Source organism: Streptomyces sirii, from assembly GCF_045690365.1.
Lineage (GTDB): Bacteria > Actinomycetota > Actinomycetes > Streptomycetales > Streptomycetaceae > Streptomyces > Streptomyces sirii.
In genome coordinates, this window is record NZ_CP147982.1 from 5,481,470 (window position 1) to 5,506,831 (window position 25,362).

Sequence of the window (25,362 nt, forward strand, 5' to 3'; positions counted from 1 at the left end):
GGCGGCGCACTCGGCCCGCCGTACGGCGCGCGTGCGCGGCGCACCCGCCCTCCGGTCCGGCGGCCGGCCGACGGGGTACCGTCGAGGCAGCAACCAGCGGACGCCGCAGGGGATTTCGTGGGGATCGAGAGCGATCAGCTCGTCTTTGACTACCTGAGCCGGGTGGGCGACCTGGCCCAGCAGCGGGGCCTGCCCAGCTCCACGCGGATGCGGCTGGTGAGCGGGCTCAGGGCCGAGATAGACAGCCGGCAGATCGGTTCGGCGTCCGGTGTCCGGCGCCTGCTGGCGCGCCTGGGGACGCCGGAGGCGGTGGTCGCGGCGGCGCAGGGCGCGGACGACCGGCCGCCGGGGGCCTTCGGGGGCGGCACGGATCCGCGGCCGGCCCCGGGAGGCGGAACCGCCCCGGGAGGCGGGCCGGCCCCGGACGACGGGCCCGCCGTGCCGATCGGCCTGCGGCCCGCGGAGCCGCCGCGGCGATCCCCGCGGGCCGCCGGCGCGTCCCGGCTGTGGTCCGGCGCGCGCGACCGGCTCAGCGATCTGGCCTCGCGCGGCGGGCCGACGGGCAAGGCCGCCCCGGGCGGCCAGGACGCGACCGGTGGCCCACTGCCGTCCCCGCGCGACGGCTCGGCGGACCCCTCGGCGACCTCCGCGCCGACCGCCGGTCTGCCCCCGCACCTCGCCGGTGCGGACGAGCTGGGCGACGCGCAGGACGCGCCCGACTGGTGGCGGGTGGAGCCGGCGCCGTTCGGGCCGGGCGAGACGGTGCCCGGCTTCGTCGGCGGGATCGAGATCCCCGAGATATGGGACCGGCCGAAGAGCGGCGCCGACGGTGACGGCGACGGTGACGGCGGCCCGCTGTCGCTGAAGAAGGGCGGCACCGCCGGGTCCGGCGGCGATCGGCCGCAGCGCGCCGACGAGGAGGCGGAGCCGGACGCGAAGCGTGGACTGCCCGGGCTGCTGCGCCGCGCGCTCGCCCGGCGGCGCGGCGCGGCGGCCGGCGAGGAGACCGCGGCCGACGAGACCGGCGGCGAGGAGGAGGCGGACGGCGGGCCGGTCCCGCTGCGGGCCTGGCTCAGCCCGGTGCCGACGCTCGCCGTCCTGCTGCTGGTGGCCGGCGCGGCCCTGGGATCGTGGCTCGCGCTGGCGGGCGGCTGGGCGCTGGCCTACTTGTCGCGGCGGCTGACGCCCGCCGAGGCCAAGTTCGCGGCGCTCGGCCTGCCGGGTCTGGTCGCCGCCGGCCTGGTGGTCTGGCTGTGGGGCCGCTTCGACGGCCGCTGGGGCGACCCGATCGCCCAAGGCCACCTGGGACCGGAACTCCTCGCCGGCCTGCCGGCCATGGCTCGGACCGCGGCCGTCGCCTCGGCACTGTTCCTGGTGTGGCGGATGCGACGGGCGGCGCGCTGAGGGTCGCCGGTATCGGCGCAGTGGTGCGCGGGGGTGTACGAGCGGGGCGGGCGGGCGCCGGGCAGCTGAGCGGGGCGCCCGCCCGCCGCCCCGCTCAGCTGCCCGGCTTCGGGATCAGCGTGCGCTCGCGGCCCAGGGCCTGGGCGCGAGAGTCGGGGTTGAGGGTGAGCTTGCCGTCCGGCCAGCGGGCCACGACGTCGTCGGCCCGGCCGTCGCCGCCGAAGGCCCCGACGGTCGCCATGGCGACGTTGCGCCACGGGGACTTCGGTGCCCGCAGCCGCCGCTCCTTCTTCAGCTGCGTTCCGGCGGCGTCCTCGAAGACCGACACCTCCCCGTCGGCCCAGCGGACGAACAGGTCCTGGCCGGCCGACGAGGCGGTGAAGTCGCCGGCGGCGATGTCCCGGGCGTAGGTCCAGGTCTTGTGGGGGCCGATGAGCCGCTTCTCGGCGTGCAGGCCCTTGTCGTCGACGTTGGTGTAGACGCTCACATGGCCGTCGGACCAGCGGACGAGGAGGTCGTCGGCGCGCTGGTTGCCGCCGCCGAAGCGGCCCGCGGCGATGCCGTGCGCACGGGTCCAGAAGCTGCCGCGGGGACGCAGCCGGATCTCCTTGCCGAGCTTGTTGGTCTCGTCGACGTCCTGGTAGAGCGTCAGCTCCCCGTCCGACCACCGGACGACGAGGTCGTTGGTGCCGGAGCCGGTGAAGTCGCCCGCCGTCATGAACGAGGCGTGCGCCCAGGTGGAGTTGGGGTTCGCCAGCCGGACGCCCTTGCCGAACCCGTGCGCGCCGTCCCCGGGGTACAGCGTCACCTCGCCGTCGGACCAGCCCACGATCAGGTCGCTGTTGCCGTCGCGTACGGAGGAGCTGTGGAAGCGGCCGGCGGCCATCACCTTGGTGTGCTGCCAGGTCGTGGCGTCCCCCAGGGGGCTCGGGGTGTCCGGCCGCGCCCCGTCGACCGCCTGGCGGTAGAGCCGGAAGACGTCCTCGTCGAACTGCGAGCTGTAGGAGATGTGGTCGTAGCGCCCGCCGGTCTTGTAGCCGCCTATCGCGCCGACGAGTTTGCCGCGCCGGCCGTCGAAGTCCGCCAGGAACGGGCCGCCGCTGACGCCCGACCGGAATCCGGCGCACTCGATCTCCAGGAACCGCCCCTGGAAGGCCTTGGTGCTGTTGGTGCACTGCAGCGGCGTCTTCTGGCCACCGGGGTAGCCGACGACGGTCACGTTGTCGCGCGCCAGCTGCGAGGCGGGCACGGCGGTCAGCTCGTTGCCGCGGCCGGTCGCGTCCTCCAGCAGCTGCCCCTGCGCGTTCGGGCCGAGGCGCAGCAGCGCGAAGTCCACGTCGTCGTCGGGCTTCGACTGCAGATAGCGTCCGTCGATCCAGACCTGCCCCGGCAGCATCGGGAAGATCCCGTACGGCGTCTCACCGGGCTGGCCCGGCTTCGTCGCGCCGGTGCGGTAGCCGGGGACGAAGGCGACACTGCGGTAGGGCTTGTCGCCCTTGAGGCAGTGCGCGGCCGTCATGACCAGGCTCTTCGTCGGGGAGGCCACGGAGCCGGCGGTGCAGAACTGGTCGGCGGTCGCCGATCCGTCGCCGGCGCGGATGAGGAAGACGCCGACGGTGGCGACGCCTTGGCCCACCGGGGCGCTCGGCACTCGCAGCGAGCGCCCTCGCCGCTCCCCGGGGGCGGCCGGCGCGCCGGCGCCGTCGTCCACGGGGACGGCCGCACGGATCCGCTCCGGGGTCCAGTAGCGCTCCGTCTCCCGGGCCAGCCGGATGTCGTCGTCGCTCACGCCCTTGGACCGCTCTTCCGGCCGGGCGGAGGAAGCGGAGGAACCCGAGGAATCGGCGGAACCGGTGGAAGGGGAGGGCGAGGGCCCCGGGGAATCCGCTGCGGTCGCGGTCGCCGTGAGGCCGCCGGCGATCGCGGCGCAGACGGCCACCGTGAGGGCGCGCGTCCAGAGTGCGGGTCTCAAACGTATGTGTCTCATCAGGTCTTCCATTGACAGCTCATCAGCCGGGCCTCCGGATCGTGCGGTTCCGGCTCGGGGGATCGGGCACGTCGGTGGCCCGGCCTGCTCGATCTTGCCGTGTGCCCTTTTGGCGCCCGCACCCGGGTGGGGCGGAGTGTCGTGTTTGTTCCCCGGCGCGCTCGCCTCGCGGGGACGCCCGCCGGCGCGGAAGGCCACCGGCGGCAGGGGCGACGGGCGGTGAAGGCCCGCCCGCCGCCTTCGTGTGGGACGCCCGCTCGTTCCTCCTTGTGCCGACTTGCGCCCACTTCCGCTACTTCTTCACCAGCCGCTGCCGCACCTCGTCCAGGATCCTGCCGGCGCCCGTGTAGCCGATGCCCTGGATCCACAACCGGTCGTCGACGCGGAAGGACCGGCCGCCGGTGACGGCCCGCATCCGCTTCCACCGGCCGCCGGTGGTGATCTGGGCCTCCTTGGACTTCTTCGGGGTGCCGTAGGAGGCGTAGAAGACGGCGTCGGCGTCGGCCTTGCCGATCCGCTCGGGGCCGAGCTCGACCATCAGGCCGTCCTTGGAGCCGTCGACGACGTCGGTCGGGCCGGTGCCGATGTCGGCGAGGACGGTGCCGATGTAGCTCCGGCAGCCGTAGACGCGGGCGTCGGCGCCCTCGACGAAGCGGACGATGTTGGTGCGGAGCTTGTGGGCCGCCGGGCCGCCGAGGGCCTTGGCGACCCGCTCGGCGTGTGCCTCGTACGCGGCGGCCGCGCGTCGTGCCCGGGGGATCTGGCCCAGCGCGTCGGCGTGCGTGGCGAAGTTCTGCTTCCAGGGGTAACCGGTGGTCTCGGTCATCACGGTCGGTGCGATCCTCGTCAGCCGGTCGTAGCGCCGGCCGTCGCGGACCTTGCTGGTCAGGATCAGATCGGGCTTGAGGGCGGCGATCGCCTCCAGGTCGGGCGCGCCGATCTCGCCGACGTCCTTGATGCCGGCGACCTGGTCCCCGGCGAGGTAGTCGAGCGAACCGGAGGCCGCCTCGGAGCGGGTGGCGCCGACCGGCTTGACGCCCAGGGTGATCGCGGAGTCCAGCTCGGCGGTGTCCAGGACGACCACCCGCTTCGGGGAGTTGGGCACCCGCACCTCGCCCATGGCCGTCCGCACCGGGTGGGTGCCGCCGCCGGTGGCCGGCTCGGCCCAGGTCGTGGCCGGTTGCTCGGGGCAGTCGGCGGCCTTGAAGGGACCCGAGGAGCCGTCCAAGGACGCGTCACCGCCGAATCCGCAGCCGGCCAGGGCGAGGGAGGCCGCGAGCACGCCGGCGGCGGCGAGGACGCCGATGGGGGAGACGGCGGCGGCGCGGCGAGCGGCGGTGGAACGGAACATGACATGTCCTTTCGGGCACGAGCGCGCGGGGGAGGTGCGGGACGGCCCGGCCCTGACCCATCGGACAGACCCTAGGTAAGGCAGGGCTAAGAGTAGGGCCTGACCGCCCGGCCGATCGCGGTCGCCTGCACAATGGCTGGCATGGCTGCGTACCCCCTGACGGTCGGCTTCGACCTCGATATGACGCTGATCGACTCCCGCCCCGGAATCAAGGCCGCGTACGAGGAGCTGTCCGCCCGGACCGGCACCTTCGTCGACGCCGAGGCCGCGGTGACCCGGCTGGGGCCGCCGCTGGAGCAGGAGATCCGCCGCTGGTTCCCCGAGGAGCGGGTGGCCGAGATCAGCGACCTCTACCGCTCGCTGTATCCGCAGTACGCGATCGCGGCGACGCCGGCCATGCGGGGCGCCCGGGAGGCCCTCGCCGCGGTCGCGGCGGCCGGCGGCCGGACGATCGTGGTGACCGCCAAGTTCGAGCCGAACGCCAAGCTGCATCTGACGCACCTGGGCATAGAACCGGACGCCGTCATCGGCTCGCTGTGGGCGGAGGCCAAGGCCGAGGCGCTGCGTGCGCACGGTGCGCGGATCTACGTCGGCGACCACACCGGTGACGTCCGGGGCGCGCACGCCGCGGGCGCGCTGTCGGTCGCCGTGGCCACCGGGCCGTGCGACGGCGGCGAACTGCGGGCGGCCGGCGCCGATGTGCTGCTCGACGACCTCACGGAGTTCCCGGAGTGGCTGAATCGCTACATCGCGGAAGGGGCGGAAGGGGCGGATCCCTCGGAGGCCGCCTCGGCCTGACGGCGCTGAGCGGCGGCGGAGCGGACCACTCCGGTCGCGGCGATCAGGAAGCCGAGGCCCATCAGCATGCAGACCCAGTAGAAGGCGGACGGCAGCGGGTGGGTCCCGATGAACAGCGGCGTCACGGTGGCGAGAGTGGCCGCTGCGCCAACTAGGAACATGATCGCGCCGATTCGGACCAGCAGATCCCCGGCCTGGGGAGTTTCGTCAGACACCTGACCAGGGTAAGTCCGGGCCAGAAGCGCTGAGGATCCACCCGGCGGCGTCTTGTCACCGGCCTGGGGACCATTAGCCTTGGTGGTGGCGGGTCCTGTCGGCCCGCTGCATTGCTATCCAGACCCGATTCCGTCGCTGCTTCGCGGTGGACGGCCCATGTTTTTTCCAACGAGTACGAGGACGAGGACAGACGTGCCTACCGGCAAGGTCAAGTGGTTCAACAGTGAGAAGGGCTTCGGCTTTCTCTCCCGCGATGACGGCGGTGACGTCTTCGTGCACTCGTCGGTGCTGCCCGACGGCGTGGCCGCACTCAAGCCTGGCCAGCGCGTCGAATTCGGCGTCGTCGCGGGCCAGCGCGGCGACCAGGCGCTGACCGTGACACTCCTCGACCCCGCCCCCTCGGTAGCCGCGGCCCAGCGCCGCAAGCCCGACGAACTCGCCTCGATCGTGCAGGACCTCACCACGCTGCTGGAGAACGTCACCCAGCAACTGGAGCGCGGCCGCTACCCCGACAAGGCGCACGGCTCGAAGATCGCCGGCATGCTGCGCGCGGTCGCCGACCAACTGGACGTCTGAGCGGGCCCGCCCAGGACGACCCACCTCACACGAATCGCAGCGCATCGCGGCCGAGGGGCGGTACGAGCCCCTCGGCCGCGGCGCGGGTGAGCAGCCCGCGCACCGCGGCATAGCCGTCCTCGCCGAGGTCGGCGGTGAACTCGTTGACGTACAGCCCGATGTGCTGGTCGGCGACCTTCGGGTCCATCTCCTGGGCGTGCTCCAGGACGTAGGGGCGGGAGGCCTCCGGGTCGTCCCAGGCCATCAGGACCGAGGTGCGCACGGCGGCCGCGAGGTCGCGCAGCGTCCGCTCGCCCAGCGACCGCTTGGCGATGATCGCGCCGAGCGGGATCGGCAGGCCGGTGGTGTGCTCCCAGTGCTCGCCCATGTCGGCCAGGCAGACCAGGCCGTAGTTCTGGTACGTGAAGCGGGCCTCGTGGATGACCAGGCCCGCGTCGACCTTGCCGTCGCGGACCGCCGGCATGATCTCGTGGAACGGCAGTACGACGATCTCGCCGACGCCGCCGGGCACCTCGGCCGCCGCCCACAGCCGGAACAGCAGATACGCGGTGGACCGCTCGCTGGGCACCGCGATCGTCCTGCCCGCCAGGTCCGCGGCCGTGCCCTGCCGCCGGGTCAGCACCAGCGGCCCGCAGCCGCGGCCCAGCGCCCCGCCGCAGGGCAGCAGCGCGTACTCCTGGAGCACCCACGGCAGCACCGCGTACGACACCTTCAGCACATCGAACTCGCCGCGCTCGGCCATGCCGTTGGTGAGGTCGATGTCGGCGAAGGTGACCGCGAGGTCCGGCGCCTGCGGGACGCGGCCGTGCGCCAGGGCGTCGAAGACGAAGGTGTCGTTCGGGCACGGCGAGTACGCGATCTGCAGCGGCCGGGTCACGGTGTCCTCCTCTAGGGACGGTGCGGTTGACCGGCCGTCCCGTGGGCGGCCAGGGCTTCGGGAAGCGTACGAAAGGCGCCGGACAGGGCGGCGAGCGCGTCGCCGATGCGCCAGGCGGCGCGGTCGCGGGGGCCGACGGCGTTGGAGACGGTGCGCAGCTCCAGCACCGCCACGCCGTGCGCGGCGGCCGCCTCGGCGACCCCGAAGCCCTCCATCGCCTCGGCCAGTACGCCCGGGTGACGCCGTGCCAGCTCCGCGGCGCGGGCCGCCGAGCCGGTGACCGTGGAGACGGTGACGATGGTGCCCACGGCCCCGCCGGACGCCGCGGCGACGGCGTCGACCAGCGCCTTCTCGGGGCGGTGTGCCACCGTTCCGAAGCCGAGTTCGGTGACCGGGACGAAGCCGTCGGGGGTCTGGGCGCCCAGGTCGGCCGCGACGATCGCCTCGGCGACGACCACCGACCCCAGGGGCGCGCCGGCGAATCCGCCGCCGATCCCCGCCGAGACCACCAGGTCGTAGGGCGCGGCGGCGACCGCGGCGGCGGTCAGCGCGGTGGCCGTGCCGGCGGCCGCGGCGGCCGGACCGACACCGGCGGCCAGCACGTCGAAGCCGACGGCCCTGCCGTGCACACGCCGCAGCTCATAACCGCCGGGCAGCGACCACGGCTCCGCCTCGCCCGGCCCGGCGGCCCAGCCACTGCGGACCGCATCGCCCTCGGCGGCCACCGCCGTGACGACCAGGACCCGCATCACGAGGCCCGCACCGTGCGCGGACGCCGCGCGCTCAGCGCGCTCAGTCCTTCTGCTTCAGCGTGAAGTGCCACATCGTCTTGGGACCCTGGCCGGTGCCGATCTCCGCGACCTGGAGGGTGACGTCCTTGGTGTACGACGTCTGGCCGGTCTGCGGGTTCTGCTGCATGAAGAGGGTGTCCGCGTCGAAGCTGCGGTACGTCTGCTTGCTGGGCTCGCGCATGACCGGGCCCCCGCCGAAGACGACCCACCCGGACTTGGCGACCTCCGGGTCGACGCCGACGCGCACCTGCTCACCCGGGTGCACGGTGATCGTCTTGCCGCCCTTCTTGGTGAGGCAGGCCGCGACCTCCTTCCGGGACAGGTCCTCGCCGTTGCCGTCGCAGCCGGGCGTGGCCTCGGCCGTCACCGTCGTCGAACCGACGGTCACGGTCGCGAGCGCGGTCGGCTTCTCGCAGGCGGAGAGGGTGACAAGACCCAGGGACACGGCACCGATGGCGGCAGCGGCGCGGCGGCCCTTGCCCCAGGAGATCAACGCAGCGGTCATACGGGCAGGCTATCGGGCGCCCCAGCTCACGCCACGCCCGGGTGCGGCGTGCCGCGCGGCCGGTCCGAAGCCGTGCCCCCGACGGGCCGGTCCGCCGCCCCCTTCAGGCCACCCGGGGCGTCGGCCCGCCGCCTCGTCCCGCCGCGCTCAGCAGCCCCCGTACGGCCAGCACCACGCCCAGCGCCACCAGCGCCGCGGCCACCGACATCCCCAGCGCCCCGACCAGCGGCAGCGAGATCCCGATCGCGCCACCGACCACCCACGACATCTGCAGCGCCGTCTCGGAGCGGGCGAACGCCGAGGTGCGCACCACCTCCGGCACATCGCGCTGGATCATCGCGTCCAGCGACAGCTTCCCCAGCGCCTGGCACAGCCCCGCGCAGGCCGCGGCCGCGGTGACCACGACGGGCGCCGCCGCGGCGTAGAACACCGCCGCGAGCACCGTCGTGCACAGCGCCAGCCCCAGCACCGCCGCGATGATCTGCTCCGGCCCGCGGGCCTTCAGCCACGCCCCGACGGCCGTCCCCAGCGCGTTGCCCGCCCCGGCCGCCACCGCCACCAGCCCCAGCGAGGCGGCCGGCCCCAGCCCGCCCAGCGGATGCTCGCGCAGCAGGAAGGCCAGGAAGAACGTCAGAAAGCCGGAGAGCGCCCGCAGGCAGACGTTGGCCTGGAGCCCGTGCAGCACCGACGGCCCGACGGTGCGCAGCCCCGGCTTCGCCGGCTTGCCGCCCGCCGCGTCCTTCGCCACCGCCTCGTGGGACGCCAGACGGGCCCGCGCCTCGCCCTTGTCCGAGTCGACCTTGTGCGGCAGCGAGAACGACAGGAACGTACCGGTCGCGAACACCGCGAACGCCCCGTACAGCGGCCAGCTCGGCCCGATCAGATGCAGTCCGGCCGCGGCCGGCGCCGCCACCCCCGTGGCCAGCAGCCCCGCGAGTGTGACCCGGGAGTTGGCCCTGACCAGCGAGATCCGCGGGGGCAGCAGCCGCGGCACCACCGCACTGCGCACCACGCCGTACGCCTTCGACGCCACCAGCACGCCCAGCGCCGCCGGATACAGCTCCAGCCCGCCGGTCGCCACCGCGCCCGACATCGACACCGCCAGCAGCGCCCGGGCCAGCATCGCGCCCGCCATCGCCGCCCGGCGGCCGTGCGGGACCCGGTCCAGCAGCGGGCCGATCACCGGCGCCAGCAGCGCGAACGGCGCCATCGTGACCGCCAGATACAGCGCCACCCGGCCCCGCGCCTCGTGTGTCGGCACCGAGAAGAACACCGTCGAGGCCAGCGCGACCGTGATGAGCATGTCGCCGGCCGAGTTCACCGCGTGCAGCTCGATCAGCTTGCCGAGCCCCGACTCGCCCGCGCCGTGCGCGTGCGTCGCCCGCCGCACCCGGCGCGCCGCGCCGGTGAACGGCCGGCGCAGCGCACGGCCGACCGACCGGCCCGCCCGCCGGGCAGGGCCGTCCCCGAAGCCGTCCCGGGACGGCTCGCGCGAGGACACTCTCGACGACTTCCGCGATGCCTTCGCCACCTTCGACACCCTCGACGCCCTTGCGGCAGCAGCCACTCGGCCATAGTGCCCCAACTCGCCCAGGGGAGGGCGTTTTCTTCGCACCGCCGCGCGAGGCGCCCCGGAGCACGGTCGCCGGCGCGGACATTTGCGCTCCCGCCGAGGAGTCGTACACCGCTGAAGGGGTAGCGTGTGTAGCGCGCCACCGGCGGTCGGTTTTGGCCGCGTGTCTCATTGCGTTCCGCGATCCCGCAGAATGGGTCTATGAGGTGCGCTCGACCGAACCGATCGGGCGCGGACGTCGACGCGGTCCCCAGGTCCGCTCCGCCCGCCCCCGGCCCCGCCGGTCGTCCGGACAGGACAAGGACAGCTCCGGCTGGCGCACTCGTGAGACGGCGTGGAAGAGAGAATCGATTCTTGTGAGTGCTGCGATGCGAAGCCGTACCCCTGACCGCCTGTGCGCCGCGGCGGTCGACCTTGCCCGGGCGGCGGCGGAGGAAGTCGCCCTGCCCGGAATGGTCGGCGACCACATCGAGGCCGTCGCCGACGCGGACCGTGTCGTCACCCACCTCTTCGCCTCCAACGAGCCCGGCTACCGCGGCTGGCGCTGGGCGGTGACGGTCGCCCGGGCCTCCCGGGCCAAGCTCGTCACCCTCGACGAGGCGGTGCTGCTGCCCGGCCCCGACGCGCTGCTCGCGCCGGAGTGGGTGCCCTGGAGCGAGCGGCTGCGCCCCGGCGACATGGGCCCCGGCGATCTGCTGCCCACGGAGGCCGAGGACCTGCGGCTGGAGCCGGGCTTCTCCGGCGAGGACGGCCCGCCGCCGAACTCCGCCGTCGCCGAGGGCATGGCCGCCGAGGTCGCCGACACCGAGGAGGCGGACGTCGTCCCGGGCTCGCCGGCGATCCAGCCCACGCCCGCGCGCGGCGGCATCGCGGACGTCGCCGAGGAGCTCGGCATGCGCCGCGCCCGGGTCCTGTCCCGCTACGGCCTGCATGCCGCCGCCGACCGCTGGGAAGAGGCGTACGGCGCGAAGACCCCGATGGCCCAGGCGGCCCCCGCCACCTGCCTGACCTGCGGCTTCCTCACCCCGCTCACCGGCTCCCTGCGCCAGGCCTTCGGCGTGTGCGCCAACGAGTTCGCCCCGGCGGACGGCCGGGTGGTCTCCCTGTCGTACGGCTGCGGGGCGCACTCCGAGGCCGCCGTGATGCCCAAGACGCCGCGGCCGCCCGCGCCGGTGGTCGACGAGACGGTGGTGGAGCCGCTGTCCCTGCGGCCGGAGCGCGACGGCGGTTCGGTCGAGGAGGCCGGGCCCGCGGAGGAGCTGGGCCACAGCTGAGGCCACCGGCCCGACCGCGCCCCGCCGCGGCCGGGCCTTCGCCGGCCCCCGCACGTCCCCGCCACGCGAACCCGCCGCCGAAGGCGGGAAGCGGGCACGGCGCCGCACCCGGCGACGTGGGGCGATACCGTCTCTCCAACGACAAGCGAGGGAGACGAGAGACGTGACCGCAACGTCGTGGGTGCGAGGCGCAGCCGGAGACCCGTTCGGGACGGCTCGACTGCGGCGCGGCGTGCTGGACGCCTGGGCCGCGTCACCGGCCCGGTTCCGGGAGGACGCCAACGCCGAGGAGGACCTCGCGCTCGGCGGCTACCGCGACCGGCTCGCCGTGGAGCTGGCGCAGAACGCGGCGGACGCGGCGGCCCGCGCCGGCGTCCCCGGCCGGCTGCGGCTGACCCTGCACCCGGCCAACGGCGGTGCCCCCGCCGTACTCGTCGCCTCCAACACCGGCGCCCCCCTCGACGCCACCGGAGTCGAGTCGCTGTCGACGCTGCGCGCCTCCGCCAAGCGGGAGGCCGGTGCGGCGGCCGGCGCGGTCGGCCGGTTCGGCGTGGGCTTCGCCGCGGTGCTGTCCGTGAGCGACGAGCCGGCCCTGGTGGGACGCACCGGCGGGGTGCGGTGGTCGCTGGCCGAGGCCCGCACGCTCGCGCAGGAGGTGGCGGCGCACAGCCCCGGCCTGGGCGGCGAACTGCGCCGCCGCGAGGGCCACGTACCGCTGCTGCGGCTGCCGCTGCCCGCGGAGGGCACCGCGCCCGACGGGTACGACACCGCCGTCGTGCTGCCGCTGCGGGACGGCGCGGCACAGGACCTCGCCGAACGGCTGCTGGACGGTATCGACGCGGCGCTGCTGCTGACGCTGCCGGGGCTGGCCGAGGTCGTGGTCGAGACCCCCGAGGGCGTACGCGAGTTGAGGCGGCGTCAGGACGGCCCGTACGTCCTGATCGAGGACAGCGAGCGGGGCGCCACCCGCTGGCGGGTGGCGACCGACGGCGGGTCGCTGGACCCGGCGCTGCTCGCGGACCGGCCCGTCGAGGAGCGGCTGCGGCCGTCGTGGTCGGTGACCTGGGCGGTGCCGGTGGACTCCGAGGGCGCGCCGGCGCGCCCGGGGACCGCGCCGGTGGTGCACGCGCCGACGCCGACGGACGAGCCGCTGGGGCTGCCCGGGCTGCTGATCGCCTCGTTCCCGCTGGAGCCGACCCGGCGCCACGTCCACCCGGGCCCGCTGACGGACTTCCTGGTGGAGCGGGTGGCCGAGGTCTACGCGGCGCTGCTCGCGGACTGGCAGCCGGTGTCCGTCGCCACCCTCGACCTGGTACCGGGCCCGCTGGGCAAGGGCGGACTGGACGGCGAGCTGCGCCGGCGGGTGCTCGCGCTGCTGCCGCGGGTGCGGTTCCTGCCGAGCGCGGGCGCGCCGGGCGAGGGGGAGCGGGCCGAGCCCGAGGCCCCGGCGGAGAGCGCATGGGACTCCGGCGAGGACGCGGTGCGCTATGTCCTGCGGCCCGTGGAGGCCGAGGTGGTCGAGGGTGCCGGGGCCGCGACGGTCGCGGTGCTGGCCGAGCTGTTCCCCAGCCTGCTGCCGGCCGGCCTCGAACGGCGCCCGGAGCTGCGGTCGCTGGGCGTGGCCCGGGTGCCGCTCGGGGAGATGGTCGACCGCCTGGCGGGCATCGAGCGGGCCCCCGACTGGTGGTGGCGGCTGTACGACGCGCTGGCCGGCACCGACCCGGACCGGCTCAGCGGACTGCCCGTGCCGCTCGCGGGCACGACCGGCCAGGGCCCCGGCGGGGCGAGTGGCACCGCGCGCACCACCATCGGGCCGCGCCAGGTGCTGCTGCCGCTGCCCGGCGACGGCCCCGCGGACGGCGAGGACGCCTCCCGGCACCGTACGCTCGCCCGGCTCGGGCTGAAGGTCGCCCACCCCGACGCGGTGCACCCGCTGCTGGAGAAGCTCGGCGCCACCCCGGCCGCGCCCCGCGCCGTACTGACGACGCCTCAGGTGCGGGCGGCCGTGGAGAACTCGCTGGACGCGGACGAGGACGCCTACGACGTCTTCGCGGACGACTTCGCCGGCGGCGGGGCCGGGGCCCCGCTGGGCGCGGAGGAGCTGGCGGAGATGGTGCTCGGACTGGTCCGCGACGCCAATCTCTCGCCCGGCGACGAGCCCTGGCTCGGCGCCCTCGCGCTGCCCGACGAGGACGGCGAGCTGGCGCCGGCGGGTGAGCTGGTGTACCCGGGCAGCGCTTTCGAGCGGGTCATCCGCGAGGGTGAACTCGCCGCGTGCGAAGCGGAGTTGGCCGCACGGTGGGGTGAGCAGCCGCTGACCGCCGTGGGCGTCATGGCCGCCTTCGCGCTCGTACGGGCCGCCGATGTCGTCCTCGACCCGGACGAGCTGGAGCCCCGCGACGGGGACTTCGCCGAGCCGGACGACGCCGGGCTGCTGGACGCCGTCGACGTGTGGTGCGAGGACCTCCTCGACGCCCTGCCGGACACGCCGGTCCCGCCGGTGCTCACCGAACTGGTGGCCGTCCGCGACCTCGACCTGGTCGACGACGACGCCTGGCCGCAGGTGCTGGCGATGCTCTCCCAGCCGCCGCTGCGCGACGCGCTCACCGCACCCGCCCGGGTGCTCCTGCCCGACGGCACCACCGAGTCCGTACGCCCCTACACCGCCTGGTGGCTGCGCGGCCACCCGGTGCTGGACGGGCGGCGGCCCGCCGGTCTGCGCGCGGCGGGCGGCGACCCGCTGCTGGCCGGCCTCTACGAGTCCGCGGACGCCGGCGAGGTCGACGCCCAGGTGCTGCGCGCGCTCGGCGTGCGCACCACCGTCGCCGCCCTCCTGGACGAGCCGGGCGGCGCGGCCGAACTGCTGGCCCGCCTCGCCGACCCGGACCTGGCGGTGGGCGCGGCGCAACTCCACGGCCTCTACGGCCTGCTGGCGGACCTCGACCCCGATCAGGTGACGCTCCCCGACGAGCTGCGGGCCGTGCTCGACCGGGAGGTGCGGGTGGTGGACGCGGCGGACGCCGTGGTCGCCGACGCCCCGGATCTGATGCCGCTGGCGGCGGGGCTCCCCCTGCTGCCGGTGCGCCCGGCGCGCGCCGCGGACCTCGCCGAGCTGCTGCAGGTGCGCAGGCTGAGCGAGGCGGTCGCCGCCGAGGTGCGCTCCGAGGGCGTACGCCACGAGGTCCCGGAGGCCGTACGGGTCCTGCTCGGCCCCGCCACCCCCGAGTCGTACCTGGAGCACGAGGAGCTGCTCGTCGGCGACGGCCCGGACGCCACCGCCGAACCGGACTGGCGCTGGACTCCCGACGGCACCCTGCACGCCGCGACCCTGGAGGGCGTCGCGGCCGGCCTGGCCTGGGCGGCCGGCCAGTGGCCGCGCCGCTTCGAGGTCGCGGCGCTGCTGGAGGACCCGGACCGGGGCGAGGAGCTGGCGCGGGCGCGCTGGTTCGACTGACCCGGATGTGCGGACCGGTCCCCGCCGCGGTGCGACGGGGACCGGTCCTCAGCCGGAGAGCTGTCCGTTCCTGACCGCAGTGACCGAACGATGACCAGCGGCCTATCGGGAAGAGTGGAGCCGGGCCCTGGGGGTTCTTGGAGTCGCGCAGCGGTAGCCCCCGACGAGCGCGTAGGGGAGTCGCACCCGTCGTGCGGGCTGTCCGCGGGGTGCGTTCGTACGCCGGGGCGGTGCTCCGAGCGCCCTCTCACACGTGGTGATTCGGGGGCCTTCCCCGCGCAGACTCGTGGCACACAGGCCGCAGACGCCGGAGCCGCACCAGCGGCGGTCGGCCTTGCGACGCGCCTGGAAACAGCGGAAGGACGATCAGGCATGAGACTTCGTGCCCTGCCCAGGGCGGCCGCCGTCGCGGTGGCCCTCCTCCTTGCCCTCGACCTGGCCGAGCCGGCCGCCGCCCACGGCGGCTCCCCCTCCCCACCGGACGGGGTCTGCGACGGGGACATCCACTACACCTTCAGCCCGGCGTTGCAGGCGACCCCCCGGCCCACGACCATCACATGGTCGGGCGCCTACTCCTGCGCATCCGTCCCCGGTCTCCGGACCTGGACCGGCAAGTTCGGCGGCTCGGTGCACACCACGACCGGTTGCCTCCAGGCCGACCTGGACCAGGTCCTCGCCCAAGGAGTCACGGAGAACGACAAGTGGTTCGTGCACGGCGACGAGCAGGTCGGCAGCAGCACGCTGACCGGTACCGTCTCGACGCTGCCGCGTGAGGACGGGACGCGTGTCTACGAATGGACCGGCACGGTCACCGGCGGCTCCTGGTTCGCGGGCCACCACTTCAACGGCAACGGCGTATACACGTCGCTGACCAGCGGAGATGCCTGCCTGGCGGGCAAACCCATCGACCACAACGACGGCACGGCTGCCCTCGTGATCCTTCCCTTGTGAGCTGACGAGGCGCCAGCGGGAGAGGCGGTGGCGGGCCGCCCGAACGGCGGCCCGGTCAGTCCGAGGTGAACTTCTTCACCAGGGCCCAGACCACGAGGACCGCGCCGACGGCCAGGATGATCCACTCCCACCAGTCCAGGACGCCGTCGCCCCCGTAGTGGGTGGTCGAGTGGTGGTAGTGGCGGTGCGAGCCGGCCAGCACCTGGTACGTGAGGTCCCCCGGAAAGAGTTTCATGGGGCGGAGGGTAGGGGAGGCCGCGGACCGTGGCCAGGCCACGGGGGAAGGCTTGACCGCGACGTCGACCCTCAGGCCGGGAAACGGCGGTCCACCTCGCGCCAGGTGATCTCCAGGAGCACCGCCGCCACCGCGGCGACGGCCACCGCCGCCCACGGCATGGTCGTACCGACCAGGCGCAGGTCGAAGAAGTCCTGCAGCCAGGGCGTGACCAGGACGATCAGGAAGCCCAGGCCCATGGCCAGCACCAGGGCGATCCGCCACCAGGTGTAGGGGCGGGCGATGATCGCCAGGACCCACATCGCGGTGAGGAAGAGGGTCAGGGTCGCGGCGCTGGTCTCGGCGGAGAGGGCGCCCGGGCCGCTGTAGTGGGCGCGGGCGAGGAGGTAGGTGGCGAAGGCGGCCAGGCCGGTGATGATGCCGGAGGGGATCGCGTAGCGCATGACCCGGCGGACGAAGTGCGGGCGGGCGCGCTCCTTGTTGGGGGCCAGCGCCAGGAAGAACGCCGGGACGCCGATGGTCAGGGTGGACAGCAGCGTCAGATGGCGGGGCAGGTAGGGATAGGGGATCCGGCAGCAGGCCACCAGGATCGCCAGCAGGACGGAGTAGACCGTCTTGGTGAGGAAGAGGGTGGCGACGCGGGTGATGTTGCCGATGACCCGGCGGCCCTCGGCGACCACGGACGGCAGGGCGGCGAAGCTGTTGTTCAGCAGGACGATCTGGGCCACCGCGCGGGTGGCCTCGGAGCCGGAGCCCATCGCCACGCCGATGTCGGCGTCCTTCAGGGCGAGGACGTCGTTGACGCCGTCGCCGGTCATGGCGACGGTGTGGCCGCGGGACTGCAGGGCCGCGACCATGTCCCGCTTCTGCTGCGGGGTGACGCGGCCGAACACCGCGCCCCGGTCCAGGGCGGTGGCCATCGCCTCCGCACGGGCGGGCAGGCTCCGCGCGTCCACGGGGGCGTGTGAGCCCGGCAGGCCCAGCTTGCCGGCCACCGCGCCGACGGACACCGCGTTGTCGCCGGAGATGACCTTGGCGCGGACGCCCTGCTCGGCGAAGTAGCGCAGGGTGTCGGGGGCCTCGGTGCGCAGCCGCTGCTCCAGGACGACCAGCGCGGTGGGGCGCACGCCCCGGGCGACCTCGGGGTCGTCCAGCTCCCGTTCGGCGCGGGCCAGCAGCAGCACCCGCAGGCCTTGGGCGTTGAGGTCGTCGATGTCGGCCAGGCGGTGGTCGCCGGCCGGCAGCAGGACGTCGGGGGCGCCCAGGAGCCAGGTCGTGCGTGCGCCGTCGGCGTCGTCGAGGGACGCCCCGCTGTATTTGCGGGCGGAGGAGAACGGCAGCGACTGCGTGCAGCGCCACCCGCCGTCGGCGGGGTAGGCGTCGATGATCGCCTGGAGGGAGGCGTTGGGGCGGGGGTCGGACGCGCCGAGCGCGCCCAGGACCCGCTCGATGTAGGCGTCCTCGCGCTCACTGCGCTCCGCTCCGTCTCCGCTCTCTTCCAAGCCTCCGGAGGCGGAGCCGATGACCCGCAGCGCGCTGACGTCCATACCGCCCTCGGTGAGCGTGCCGGTCTTGTCCAGGCAGACGACGTCGACCCGGGCCAGGCCCTCGATGGCGGGCAGTTCCTGGACGAGGCACTGCTGGCGGCCGAGCCGGACGACGCCGATGGCGAAGGCCACGGAGGTGAGCAGGACCAGTCCCTCGGGGATCATCGGGACGATGCCGGCGACCATCCGGCGGATCGCCTCGTCGGCCGGCAGGCCGAGGGTGAGCAGATGGCTGAGGATCAGGCCGAGCGCCGTGGGGATCATCATCCAGGTCACGTACTTGAGGATCCGGCTGATGCCGGAGCGCAGCTCGGAGTGGACCAGGGTGAAGCGGCTGGCCTCCTCGGCGAGCTGGGCCGCGTACGCCTGGCGGCCGACCTTGGTCGCGGTGAAGGCGCCGCCGCCCGCGACGACGAAGCTGCCGGACATCACCGGCTCACCGGGCTTCTTGACGACCGGGTCGGCCTCGCCGGTCAGCAGCGATTCGTCGATCTCCAGGCCGTCGGTCTCCAGGACCTCGCCGTCGACGACGACCTTGTCGCCGGGACCGAGTTCGATGACGTCGTCGAGGACGACCCCGGCGGTGGGGATCCGGGCGCGGACGCCGTCGCGCCGCACGGTCGGCCGGGCCTCGCCGATGACCGCCAGGTTGTCCAGGGTCTTCTTGGCGCGCAGTTCCTGGACGATGCCGATGCCGGTGTTGGCGACGATGACGAACCCGAAGAGGCCGTCCTGGAGGGGCCCCACGATCAGGATGATCACGAACAGCACGCCGATGATCGCGTTGAAACGGGTGAAGACGTTGGCGCGGATGATCTCGGCGGTGGAGCGGGAGGACCGTACGGGGACGTCGTTGACCTCGCCCTCGGCCACCCGCTGGGCGACCTCGGCGGCGGTCAGGCCGGGGTGGGCCGGGGCGTGGACGGTCGTTCCGGCCGGCTCACCGCCCGCTTCGGCGTTCCCGGCTTCGGTCCTCGCCCGATCCGTCATGCCTCGACGTTACGGGCGCGGCGCGCACTTCACCCGCCGGCACGGGCGTCGGGTGCGGCGGGGGAGGGGAGCCGCGGTCAGGAGTCGCCGGCGGCCGCCGCGGCGCGCTTGATCGCGGCGTCGCGCTTGCGGACGTACCAGATGCCCAGCAGGCCCAGGGCGCCGCCGGCCAGGCAGGTCCACACCCACCAGGCGTGGCCGTTGTCGGCGTACCAGCCGTAGAAGGGCAGCTGGCCGAGGAAGAGCACGAACCAGATGATCGTGCCGCCGGTGATCGTGCCGACGACGGGGCCCTCCAGAGGCGCCGGGGCCGGGCGCAGTTCGGACTTCTTCCACATGGTGTTCAGCTTACGGGGGCCGGATGCGCGACCGGATGCGGGCGTCCGCGGGGCCGGATTCCGGCGTTCGGGCCGTCGGGCGCGGGCCGGAGGAGGGCCGGACGGGGGGCGCCGGTCGAGCGTTCCGCGGCGGGCGGGTGCACGTCCGCCCCAGGACAGCAGGGGTCTACGCGCGGAGATAGCGATCAATGCATTGTTTATTCATACTGAACCTTTCTGGATCTGACCGGATCGGATCGTCGATTCATCCAACGTGATCCGGTTATTGATGCTCTGTACGTGTTCCGGGCCCACGGGCCCCCGCGCCTTCCCCAGGCCCGTCCGACTGAGGTCCCTGCATGTCCCCCTCGGCCACCACGCCGGTCGACCCCCTTGAGAACCCGGCTCCGACGCCTCCCAAGAACGGTTTCGACCGCTTCTTCAAGATCTCCGAGCGGGGGTCGACGGTCAGCCGCGAACTGCGCGGCGGTTTGGCGACGTTCTTCGCGATGGCCTACATCATCGTGCTGAACCCGATCATTCTCGGCTCCGGAGTCGACAAGTTCGGTCACCATCTCGACAACGGCCAGCTGGTCACCGCGACCGCGCTGATGGCCGGGCTGTGCACCGTCCTGATGGGCGTCATGGGCAACGTCCCGATCGCCATCGCCGCGGGCCTGGGCATCAACGCCGTGGTCTCGCTCCAGCTCGCCCCCAAGATGAGCTGGCCGGACGCGATGGGCATGGTCGTGCTCGCCGGTCTGGTGCTGATGATCCTGGTCGCCTCGGGCCTGCGGCAGCGGGTGATGGACGCGATCCCCAACGGCCTGCGGCGCGCCATCGCCATCGGTATCGGCATGTTCATCACGCTGATCGGCCTGGTCGACGCCGGCTTCGTGTCCCGTAACCCCGACGCCGCGCACACCACCGTCCCGATGGGGCTGGGCCAGGGCGGTCAGCTCAAGGGCTGGCCGGTGCTGGTGTTCGTCCTCGGCCTGATGCTGATGTTCGTGCTGATCGTGCGGAAGACCAGGGGCGCGATCCTGATCGGCATGGTCTCGATGGCCGTCGTCGCGATCGTCGTCAACGCCGTCGCCGACATCCCGGACGCGGCCTGGGGCCTGGCGGTCCCCAACGTCCCGGAGAAGATCATCGGTGCGCCGGACTTCGGCCTGATCGGCAACATCAGCCTCTTCGGCGGCTTCAAGGAAGTCGGCGTGCTGACCGGCTGCCTGTTCGTCTTCACCGTGCTGCTCTCCGGCTTCTTCGACGCGATGGGCACCATCATCGGCGTCGGCGAGGAGGCCGGGCTGCTGGACAACGAGACCGGCAACCTGCCGAACATGGGCCGGATCCTGATGGTCGACGGCATCGCGGTGGCCGGCGGCGGCTTCGGCTCCGCCTCCGCCAACACCTGCTTCGTGGAGTCCACGGCCGGCGTCGGCGAGGGCGCCCGCACGGGTCTGGCGAACCTGATGACGGGCGGGCTGTTCCTGCTCGCGCTGATCTTCACGCCGCTGGCGACCGTGGTCCCCTCCCAGGCGGCGACGCCGGCACTGGTGGTCGTCGGCTTCCTGATCATGGCCTCGAACGTCAAGGACATCGACTGGGGCGACTTCACCGTCGGCATCCCCGCGTTCCTGACGATCGTCTCGATGCCGTTCACCTACAGCATCACCAACGGCATCGGCATCGGCGTCCTGGCGTTCATCCTGCTGCGCACGGCCACCGGCCGCTTCCGGCAGGTCCCCTGGCTGCTGAGCGCCGTCGGCCTGTGCTTCCTGGTCTACTTCCTGCTGCACCCGATCGAGCAGATCCTCGGGGTCAAGTAGACGGAGCCGACCAGCGCACGCCGAGCTTCTCGGTCTCGTCGACGGACGATTTGAACCGTTCGTCGAAGTCCTCGCGGATGAGCGTCCGGACGACATAGTCCTGGACGCTCATTCCGCGTTTTGCGGCGTGCTGCCGAATGCGCTCCAGCAGCTCCCCGTCCACGCGCAGGCTGAGCACTCGCGATCCCATACGGACACGGTCCCGTCCTCTCCCGGTCAGGCGTGTCACTTTCCGCCGCGTCCTCACTCATATGGGTGATCCATGACGGACACCAGCCCGCAGCTTTACTTAGAGAGGGTAATGAGTTATGCTAAAGACCATGCCGGAACAGTCCCACGCCCAGCCTGACGGCCGGGCGGTGCACCCAGATGACGCGGACGCGGTCAACGCGCTGCGGTCCGCCGTGATGCGCCTGTCCCGCCGGCTCAAGCACCAGCGGGTGGACGAGTCGCTCAGCCCCACCGAGATGTCGGTGCTCGGCACCCTGGCCCGCTGCGGCCGGGCCACGCCCGGCGAGCTGGCCCGCAAGGAGCATGTGCAGCCGCCGTCGATGACCCGCATCGTGGCCATGCTCGAAGCCAAGGGACTGGTCCGGCTCGAACCGCACCCCGACGACCGCCGCCAGAAGGTCGTCACCCAGACCGAAGAGGCCGAGGCGATGCTCGAGGAGAGCCGCCGCAAGCGCAACGCCTGGCTCGCCGAGCTGGCCTCCGGGCTGGACGAGGACGAGTGGGCGAAGGTGCGGGCCGCCGCGCCGGTGCTGGAGAAGCTGGCACAGCTGTAGAACCCCGAGGCCAAGGAGGCGAACCCGATTTGAGTACGGGATCCGGAGCAGACTCCGCCCCCGCACCGAACCCCCAAGACGGCACGGTCCCCCGCGATCCGACCCTGACCGCCCCGCGCAAGGGCACGTTCAGCTCCCTGCGCATACGCAACTACCGCCTCTTCGCCACCGGCCAGATGGTGTCCAACACCGGCACCTGGATGCAGCGCATCGCCCAGGACTGGCTGGTGCTCAGCCTCACCGGCTCGTCCGCCGCGGTCGGCATCACCACCGCGCTGCAGTTCCTGCCGATGCTGCTCTTCGGCCTCTACGGCGGCGTCATCGCCGACCGCTTCGCCAAGCGCAGGCTGCTGCTGCTCACCCAGTCCGCCATGGGCCTGACGGGCCTCGCCCTCGCCGCGCTCACGCTCAGCGGCCAGGTGCAGGTCTGGCACGTCTACCTGGTCGCCTTCGTCCTCGGCCTGGCCACCGTCGTCGACAACCCCGCCCGGCAGGCGTTCGTCTCCGAGATGGTCGGCCAGGACGAGCTGCGCAACGCCGTCAGCCTCAACTCCGCCAACTTCCAGTCCGCGCGACTGATCGGCCCCGCGGTGGCCGGCGTGCTGATCACGGCGTTCGGCAGCGGCTGGGCCTTCCTGCTCAACGGCCTGTCCTTCGTGGCGCCGGTCGTCGGCCTGCTGATGATGCGCACGGCCGAACTCCACAAGGTCGAGCGGGTCCCCCGCAGCAAGGGGCAGCTGCGCGAGGGCCTGCGCTATGTCTCCGGCCGCCCCGACCTGGTCTGGCCGATCGTCCTGGTCGGCTTCATCGGCACGTTCGGCTTCAACTTCCCGATCTGGCTGACCGCGTTCGTCTACCACGTCTTCCACCAGGGCGCCGGCACCTACGCCCTGTTCAACGGCCTGATGGCGGCCGGCTCGCTGATCGGCGCGCTGCTCGCCGCCCGCCGCGCCGGCTCCCGACTGCGCCTGCTGGTCGGCGCCGCCGCGCTCTTCGGCGTCCTGGAGATCACCGCCGCGCTGGCACCCTCCTTCTGGATCTTCGCGGCCCTGCTCGCCCCCATCGGCATGGTCGGCCTGACGATCAACGTCACCGCCAATTCGAGCGTCCAGCTGGCCACCGACCCGCTGATGCGCGGCCGGGTGATGAGCCTGTTCATGATGGTCTTCATGGGGGGCACCCCGCTCGGCGCACCCCTCGTCGGCTGGGTCACCGACGCCTACGGCGCCCGCGTCGGGTTCCTGGCGGGCGGTGTGGTCTCGCTGGCCGCTGCCACCCTGATCGGCCTGGTCCTCGCCCGGACCGGCGGCCTCCGGCTCAAGATCGACCTCCGTCGGGGCCATCGGCATGTCGACTTCGTGCCGCGGGCCGCGCACTCCGCCCCGCCGGGCGAGAAGGAGCTGTCCCCGGCCGCGTAGCCGCGCCTCACCCGCTCCGCTCCCGCGGTCGCCGCGCGCGCCACGCCGCGCGCGGTCACCATGGGCCCAGGTGCACAGAGCGGTTCTCGGCGGACACCCCGGTGCCGCCAAGGCCGCGGAAAGGGGACAGTCGTGGTGCCCATGCGATGGGAGGCGTTCCTGGCGCAGGTCCGGGAGCGCGGTGAGTACGCCTCGGCGCCGGAGGCGGAGCGGGCGGCGCGGGTCGTGCTCGCGCTGCTGGGCGCGCATCTGGTGGGTACGGAGCGGGCCGAGCTGGCCGCCTGCCTGCCGGAGACCTTCGAGCTGATCCTGCTCAACCCGCTGCCGGCCGTCGAGCCGCTGGATCCCGAACGGTTCGTCCGCGCCACCGCGGCCTGGATCGAGGGGGCCACCGAGGAGACCGCCAAATGGGACGTCGGCGCCGTGCTCAGCGTCGTCGCCGACGCCGCCGGCGAGGACCTGATGCGCCGCGTGCTGCTCCAGCTGCCCCCGGACTACGACCTGCTCTTCGGCCGCCCCCGGCGGGTCTGATCCCCGCCGCGCCGCCCCGGGGCCGTCCGCGGCGGTCGGGGGCGCGCCGCACCGGTCCGGCGGGGCCCCGCGGACGCCCGGTCCGCCGGGCGGTGTGGGCCAGACTGGCCGCATGAGACTCTTCGCCGCGGTCCTGCCGCCCGCCCCCGTCATCGAGGAACTGGCCGTCGAGGTGGCGCAGTTGAAGAAACTCCCGGCCGCCGACCGGCTGCGCTGGACCGGCCGGGACGGCTGGCACTTCACCCTCGCCTTCTACGGCGAGGTGCCCGAGGAGATCCTGCCCGAGCTGCACGAGCGGCTGGCCCGCGCGGCCCACCGCCGCGACCCGTACGCACTGCGGATCGCCGGCGGCGGCCGCTTCTCGGACCGGGTGGTGTGGGCCGGGGCCGACGGCGACCGCCCGGCCATGGGCAGGCTCGCCGACTCGGCGTCGGCAGCGGCCCGCCGGGCCGGTGTGGCCGTGGCCGACGAGCACCGCCCGTACACCCCGCACCTCACCCTCGCCAGGAACCGCACCGCCAACCTGAACCTCGCCCCGTACGCGGCCGCCCTGAAGGACTTCCACGGCTCCCCCTGGACCGTCGGGGCGCTCTCCCTGATCCGCAGCCACCCGCCCGTCCCCGGACCGGCCGGCGCGCAGCCCCGCTACGAGGAGATCGCCTCCTGGCCGCTGGGCCGCTGAGCGGCCCGGGAGCCCGGCCGTCGAGGGGCGCGGGGGAGCGCGGGGCCGGCCCGCGCGCCCGGGTCGTTGAAATGTTCGGATCCACCCCGGTTACGCTCAGGGGGTGGACCCGAAAACCCGTAACCGGATCATGTCCGGCCTGCTCGCCGTGCTGCTCGTCGTCGTGATCGTGGCGGCGGCGTTGCGCTGACGGCCGCCCGGCCGGGCCCGGCGGCCGTCAGCGCGCCGCCTTCGTCACCAGGCGAACGCCTCCGGTGACGGCCCCGGCCCGGGGAAGATCTCATCGAGCGAGGCCAGCAGCCCGTCCGACAGCTTCAGCTCGACGGCGCGCAGCGCGGAGGCGAGCTGGTCGGCGGTGCGCGGGCCGACGATGGGGCCGGTGACCCCCGGGCGGGTCAGCAGCCAGGCCAGCGCCACCTCGCCGGGCTCCAGGCCGTGCTTGGCGAGCAGATCCTCGTAGGACTGGATCTGGGCGCGGATGGCGGAGTTGGCCAGCGAGTCGGCCGAGCGGCCGGATACCGAGCGGGCCGCGCCGCCCTCGCGCTCCTTGCGGATCGCGCCGCCCAGCAGCCCGCCGTGCAGCGGGGACCAGGGGATGACGCCCAGGCCGTAGCTCTCGGCGGCCGGAATGACCTCCATCTCGGCCCGCCGCTCCGCCAGGTTGTACAGGCACTGCTCGCTGACCAGGCCGTACGAGCCGCGCCGGGCGGCGGTCTCGTTGGCGCGGGCGATATGCCAGCCGGCGTGATTGGACGAGCCGGCGTAGAGGATCTTGCCCTGCTGGACGAGGACGTCGATGGCCTGCCAGATCTCCTCCCAGGGGGTGTCCCGGTCGACGTGGTGGAACTGGTAGAGGTCGATGTAGTCGGTGCCCAGCCGCTTGAGGCTGGCGTCCACCGCCCGCCGGATGTTGAGGGCGGAGAGCTTGTCGTGGTTGGGCCAGACCGAGTCTGGGTCGGGGGCCATGTTCGCGTAGACCTTGGTGGCCAGCACGGTCTTGTCGCGGCGGCCGCCGCCCTTGGCGAACCACGAGCCGACGATCTCTTCCGTGCGGCCCTTGTCGGCGCCCCAGCCGTAGACGTTGGCGGTGTCGAAGAAGTTGACGCCGGCGCCGAGCGCCGCGTCCATGATGGTGTGGCTGTCGGCCTCGTCCGTCTGGGGCCCGAAGTTCATCGTCCCGAGGACGAGTCGGCTGACCTTGAGTCCGGTGCGTCCGAGCTGCGTGTACTCCATGGTGGATCAGCCAACGCCTCGAAGTGCGCTCGAAG

The 25,362-nt window shown here is 73.7% G+C and carries 23 protein-coding genes; 11 read left to right on the forward strand and 12 right to left on the reverse strand.

What is annotated here, in order from left to right:
* The first annotated feature begins 117 nt into the window (after positions 1 to 117).
* The gene (locus WAB15_RS24870; protein ID WP_407287601.1) at positions 118 to 1,404 is read left to right on the forward strand and encodes a hypothetical protein; all 1,287 of its coding nucleotides are present in this window, start codon (positions 118 to 120) and stop codon (positions 1,402 to 1,404) included.
* A gap of 94 nt (positions 1,405 to 1,498) precedes the next feature.
* Here WAB15_RS24870 and WAB15_RS24875 read toward each other — a convergent pair whose 3' ends face one another.
* The gene (locus tag WAB15_RS24875) at positions 1,499 to 3,193 is read right to left on the reverse strand and encodes a trypsin-like serine peptidase (RefSeq protein ID WP_407287602.1); all 1,695 of its coding nucleotides are present in this window, start codon (positions 3,191 to 3,193) and stop codon (positions 1,499 to 1,501) included.
* Between the two features lie 490 nt (positions 3,194 to 3,683).
* Positions 3,684 to 4,742, reverse strand: coding sequence for an ABC transporter substrate-binding protein (locus tag WAB15_RS24880; RefSeq protein ID WP_407287603.1), 1,059 nt, complete (start codon positions 4,740 to 4,742; stop codon positions 3,684 to 3,686).
* A 141-nt stretch (positions 4,743 to 4,883) separates the two neighbouring features.
* Between WAB15_RS24880 and WAB15_RS24885 the strand changes: the two genes are divergently transcribed.
* Entirely contained in the window at positions 4,884 to 5,540 is a 657-nt protein-coding gene (locus tag WAB15_RS24885) for an HAD family hydrolase (protein WP_407287604.1), read from the forward strand.
* Here the strand turns inward: WAB15_RS24885 and WAB15_RS24890 are convergent.
* A complete protein-coding gene (locus WAB15_RS24890; RefSeq protein WP_407287605.1) occupies positions 5,486 to 5,755 on the reverse strand; it encodes a hypothetical protein in 270 nt (89 codons plus the stop codon). The genes WAB15_RS24885 and WAB15_RS24890 overlap by 55 nt on opposite strands.
* A 193-nt stretch (positions 5,756 to 5,948) precedes the next feature.
* Here WAB15_RS24890 and WAB15_RS24895 point away from each other — a divergent pair, with 193 nt between their 5' ends.
* Positions 5,949 to 6,332 carry a cold-shock protein gene (locus tag WAB15_RS24895; RefSeq protein ID WP_069572471.1) on the forward strand — a complete coding sequence of 128 codons (384 nt, stop codon included), beginning with the start codon at positions 5,949 to 5,951 and terminating at the stop codon, positions 6,330 to 6,332.
* A gap of 25 nt (positions 6,333 to 6,357) precedes the next feature.
* Here WAB15_RS24895 and WAB15_RS24900 read toward each other — a convergent pair whose 3' ends face one another.
* The 4 genes from WAB15_RS24900 to WAB15_RS24915 all read right to left on the reverse strand — a co-directional run bounded on the left by WAB15_RS24900 (position 6,358) and on the right by WAB15_RS24915 (position 10,036).
* Positions 6,358 to 7,209, reverse strand: a complete 852-nt coding sequence (locus tag WAB15_RS24900; RefSeq protein ID WP_407287606.1) for a 1,4-dihydroxy-6-naphthoate synthase — start codon at positions 7,207 to 7,209, stop codon at positions 6,358 to 6,360.
* Between the two features lie 11 nt (positions 7,210 to 7,220).
* Complete coding sequence (locus WAB15_RS24905) at positions 7,221 to 7,958, reverse strand: futalosine hydrolase (RefSeq protein WP_407289291.1); 738 nt, start codon at positions 7,956 to 7,958, stop codon at positions 7,221 to 7,223.
* 43 nt (positions 7,959 to 8,001) lie between these two features.
* Positions 8,002 to 8,505 carry a hypothetical protein gene (locus tag WAB15_RS24910; RefSeq protein WP_399148594.1) on the reverse strand — a complete coding sequence of 168 codons (504 nt, stop codon included), beginning with the start codon at positions 8,503 to 8,505 and terminating at the stop codon, positions 8,002 to 8,004.
* A gap of 103 nt (positions 8,506 to 8,608) precedes the next feature.
* Complete coding sequence (locus WAB15_RS24915) at positions 8,609 to 10,036, reverse strand: MFS transporter (protein ID WP_407287607.1); 1,428 nt, start codon at positions 10,034 to 10,036, stop codon at positions 8,609 to 8,611.
* 410 nt (positions 10,037 to 10,446) lie between these two features.
* Between WAB15_RS24915 and WAB15_RS24920 the strand changes: the two genes are divergently transcribed.
* The 3 genes from WAB15_RS24920 to WAB15_RS24930 all read left to right on the forward strand — a co-directional run bounded on the left by WAB15_RS24920 (position 10,447) and on the right by WAB15_RS24930 (position 15,757).
* Positions 10,447 to 11,352 (forward strand): DUF3027 domain-containing protein, encoded by a 906-nt coding sequence (locus tag WAB15_RS24920; protein WP_399148592.1) that lies wholly within the window; start codon positions 10,447 to 10,449, stop codon positions 11,350 to 11,352.
* Between the two features lie 232 nt (positions 11,353 to 11,584).
* Positions 11,585 to 14,806 carry a sacsin N-terminal ATP-binding-like domain-containing protein gene (locus WAB15_RS24925; protein ID WP_407289292.1) on the forward strand — a complete coding sequence of 1,074 codons (3,222 nt, stop codon included), beginning with the start codon at positions 11,585 to 11,587 and terminating at the stop codon, positions 14,804 to 14,806.
* Between the two features lie 372 nt (positions 14,807 to 15,178).
* The gene (locus WAB15_RS24930; RefSeq protein WP_399148591.1) at positions 15,179 to 15,757 is read left to right on the forward strand and encodes a hypothetical protein; all 579 of its coding nucleotides are present in this window, start codon (positions 15,179 to 15,181) and stop codon (positions 15,755 to 15,757) included.
* A gap of 55 nt (positions 15,758 to 15,812) precedes the next feature.
* Here WAB15_RS24930 and WAB15_RS24935 read toward each other — a convergent pair whose 3' ends face one another.
* The 3 genes from WAB15_RS24935 to WAB15_RS24945 form a co-directional block, all read right to left on the reverse strand.
* Positions 15,813 to 15,992: a hypothetical protein gene (locus WAB15_RS24935; protein ID WP_399148590.1), complete on the reverse strand. Its 180-nt coding sequence runs from the start codon at positions 15,990 to 15,992 to the stop codon at positions 15,813 to 15,815.
* Between the two features lie 71 nt (positions 15,993 to 16,063).
* Positions 16,064 to 18,529: an HAD-IC family P-type ATPase gene (locus WAB15_RS24940; protein ID WP_407287608.1), complete on the reverse strand. Its 2,466-nt coding sequence runs from the start codon at positions 18,527 to 18,529 to the stop codon at positions 16,064 to 16,066.
* 77 nt (positions 18,530 to 18,606) lie between these two features.
* Positions 18,607 to 18,867, reverse strand: coding sequence for a DUF2530 domain-containing protein (locus WAB15_RS24945; protein WP_399148588.1), 261 nt, complete (start codon positions 18,865 to 18,867; stop codon positions 18,607 to 18,609).
* A 338-nt stretch (positions 18,868 to 19,205) separates the two neighbouring features.
* Between WAB15_RS24945 and WAB15_RS24950 the strand changes: the two genes are divergently transcribed.
* The gene (locus WAB15_RS24950; protein WP_399148587.1) at positions 19,206 to 20,678 is read left to right on the forward strand and encodes an NCS2 family permease; all 1,473 of its coding nucleotides are present in this window, start codon (positions 19,206 to 19,208) and stop codon (positions 20,676 to 20,678) included.
* Here WAB15_RS24950 and WAB15_RS24955 read toward each other — a convergent pair.
* A complete protein-coding gene (locus WAB15_RS24955) occupies positions 20,671 to 20,868 on the reverse strand; it encodes a hypothetical protein (protein WP_399148586.1) in 198 nt (65 codons plus the stop codon). The two genes, WAB15_RS24950 and WAB15_RS24955, sit on opposite strands and share 8 nt — an antisense overlap.
* Before the next feature lie 130 nt (positions 20,869 to 20,998).
* On the opposite strand from WAB15_RS24955, the gene WAB15_RS24960 reads away from it, so the two are divergent.
* The 4 genes from WAB15_RS24960 to thpR all read left to right on the forward strand — a co-directional run bounded on the left by WAB15_RS24960 (position 20,999) and on the right by thpR (position 24,094).
* The gene (locus WAB15_RS24960; RefSeq protein ID WP_407287609.1) at positions 20,999 to 21,463 is read left to right on the forward strand and encodes a MarR family winged helix-turn-helix transcriptional regulator; all 465 of its coding nucleotides are present in this window, start codon (positions 20,999 to 21,001) and stop codon (positions 21,461 to 21,463) included.
* Between the two features lie 29 nt (positions 21,464 to 21,492).
* Positions 21,493 to 22,881 (forward strand): MFS transporter, encoded by a 1,389-nt coding sequence (locus WAB15_RS24965; RefSeq protein ID WP_407287610.1) that lies wholly within the window; start codon positions 21,493 to 21,495, stop codon positions 22,879 to 22,881.
* A 141-nt stretch (positions 22,882 to 23,022) separates the two neighbouring features.
* A complete protein-coding gene (locus WAB15_RS24970; RefSeq protein WP_399148773.1) occupies positions 23,023 to 23,412 on the forward strand; it encodes a DUF2267 domain-containing protein in 390 nt (129 codons plus the stop codon).
* Between the two features lie 112 nt (positions 23,413 to 23,524).
* Positions 23,525 to 24,094, forward strand: a complete 570-nt coding sequence (gene thpR / locus WAB15_RS24975) for an RNA 2',3'-cyclic phosphodiesterase (protein WP_407287611.1) — start codon at positions 23,525 to 23,527, stop codon at positions 24,092 to 24,094.
* A 234-nt stretch (positions 24,095 to 24,328) separates the two neighbouring features.
* Here thpR and WAB15_RS24980 read toward each other — a convergent pair whose 3' ends face one another.
* Positions 24,329 to 25,327 (reverse strand): aldo/keto reductase, encoded by a 999-nt coding sequence (locus tag WAB15_RS24980; protein WP_407287612.1) that lies wholly within the window; start codon positions 25,325 to 25,327, stop codon positions 24,329 to 24,331.
* Between the last annotated feature and the right edge of the window lie 35 nt (positions 25,328 to 25,362).

Coding starts and splice junctions, on each gene's coding strand:
- WAB15_RS24880 (WP_407287603.1), bottom strand. CDS start 4,742: ATGTTCCGTTCCACCGCCGCTCGCCGCGCCGCCGCCGTCTCCCCCATC.
- WAB15_RS24885 (WP_407287604.1), top strand. CDS start 4,884: ATGGCTGCGTACCCCCTGACGGTCGGCTTCGACCTCGATATGACGCTG.
- WAB15_RS24905 (WP_407289291.1), bottom strand. CDS start 7,958: ATGCGGGTCCTGGTCGTCACGGCGGTGGCCGCCGAGGGCGATGCGGTC.
- WAB15_RS24910 (WP_399148594.1), bottom strand. CDS start 8,505: ATGACCGCTGCGTTGATCTCCTGGGGCAAGGGCCGCCGCGCCGCTGCC.
- WAB15_RS24920 (WP_399148592.1), top strand. CDS start 10,447: ATGCGAAGCCGTACCCCTGACCGCCTGTGCGCCGCGGCGGTCGACCTT.
- WAB15_RS24930 (WP_399148591.1), top strand. CDS start 15,179: ATGAGACTTCGTGCCCTGCCCAGGGCGGCCGCCGTCGCGGTGGCCCTC.
- WAB15_RS24935 (WP_399148590.1), bottom strand. CDS start 15,992: ATGAAACTCTTTCCGGGGGACCTCACGTACCAGGTGCTGGCCGGCTCG.
- WAB15_RS24940 (WP_407287608.1), bottom strand. CDS start 18,529: ATGACGGATCGGGCGAGGACCGAAGCCGGGAACGCCGAAGCGGGCGGT.
- WAB15_RS24945 (WP_399148588.1), bottom strand. CDS start 18,867: ATGTGGAAGAAGTCCGAACTGCGCCCGGCCCCGGCGCCTCTGGAGGGC.
- WAB15_RS24950 (WP_399148587.1), top strand. CDS start 19,206: ATGTCCCCCTCGGCCACCACGCCGGTCGACCCCCTTGAGAACCCGGCT.
- WAB15_RS24955 (WP_399148586.1), bottom strand. CDS start 20,868: ATGGGATCGCGAGTGCTCAGCCTGCGCGTGGACGGGGAGCTGCTGGAG.
- WAB15_RS24960 (WP_407287609.1), top strand. CDS start 20,999: ATGCCGGAACAGTCCCACGCCCAGCCTGACGGCCGGGCGGTGCACCCA.
- WAB15_RS24970 (WP_399148773.1), top strand. CDS start 23,023: ATGCGATGGGAGGCGTTCCTGGCGCAGGTCCGGGAGCGCGGTGAGTAC.
- thpR (WP_407287611.1), top strand. CDS start 23,525: ATGAGACTCTTCGCCGCGGTCCTGCCGCCCGCCCCCGTCATCGAGGAA.
- WAB15_RS24980 (WP_407287612.1), bottom strand. CDS start 25,327: ATGGAGTACACGCAGCTCGGACGCACCGGACTCAAGGTCAGCCGACTC.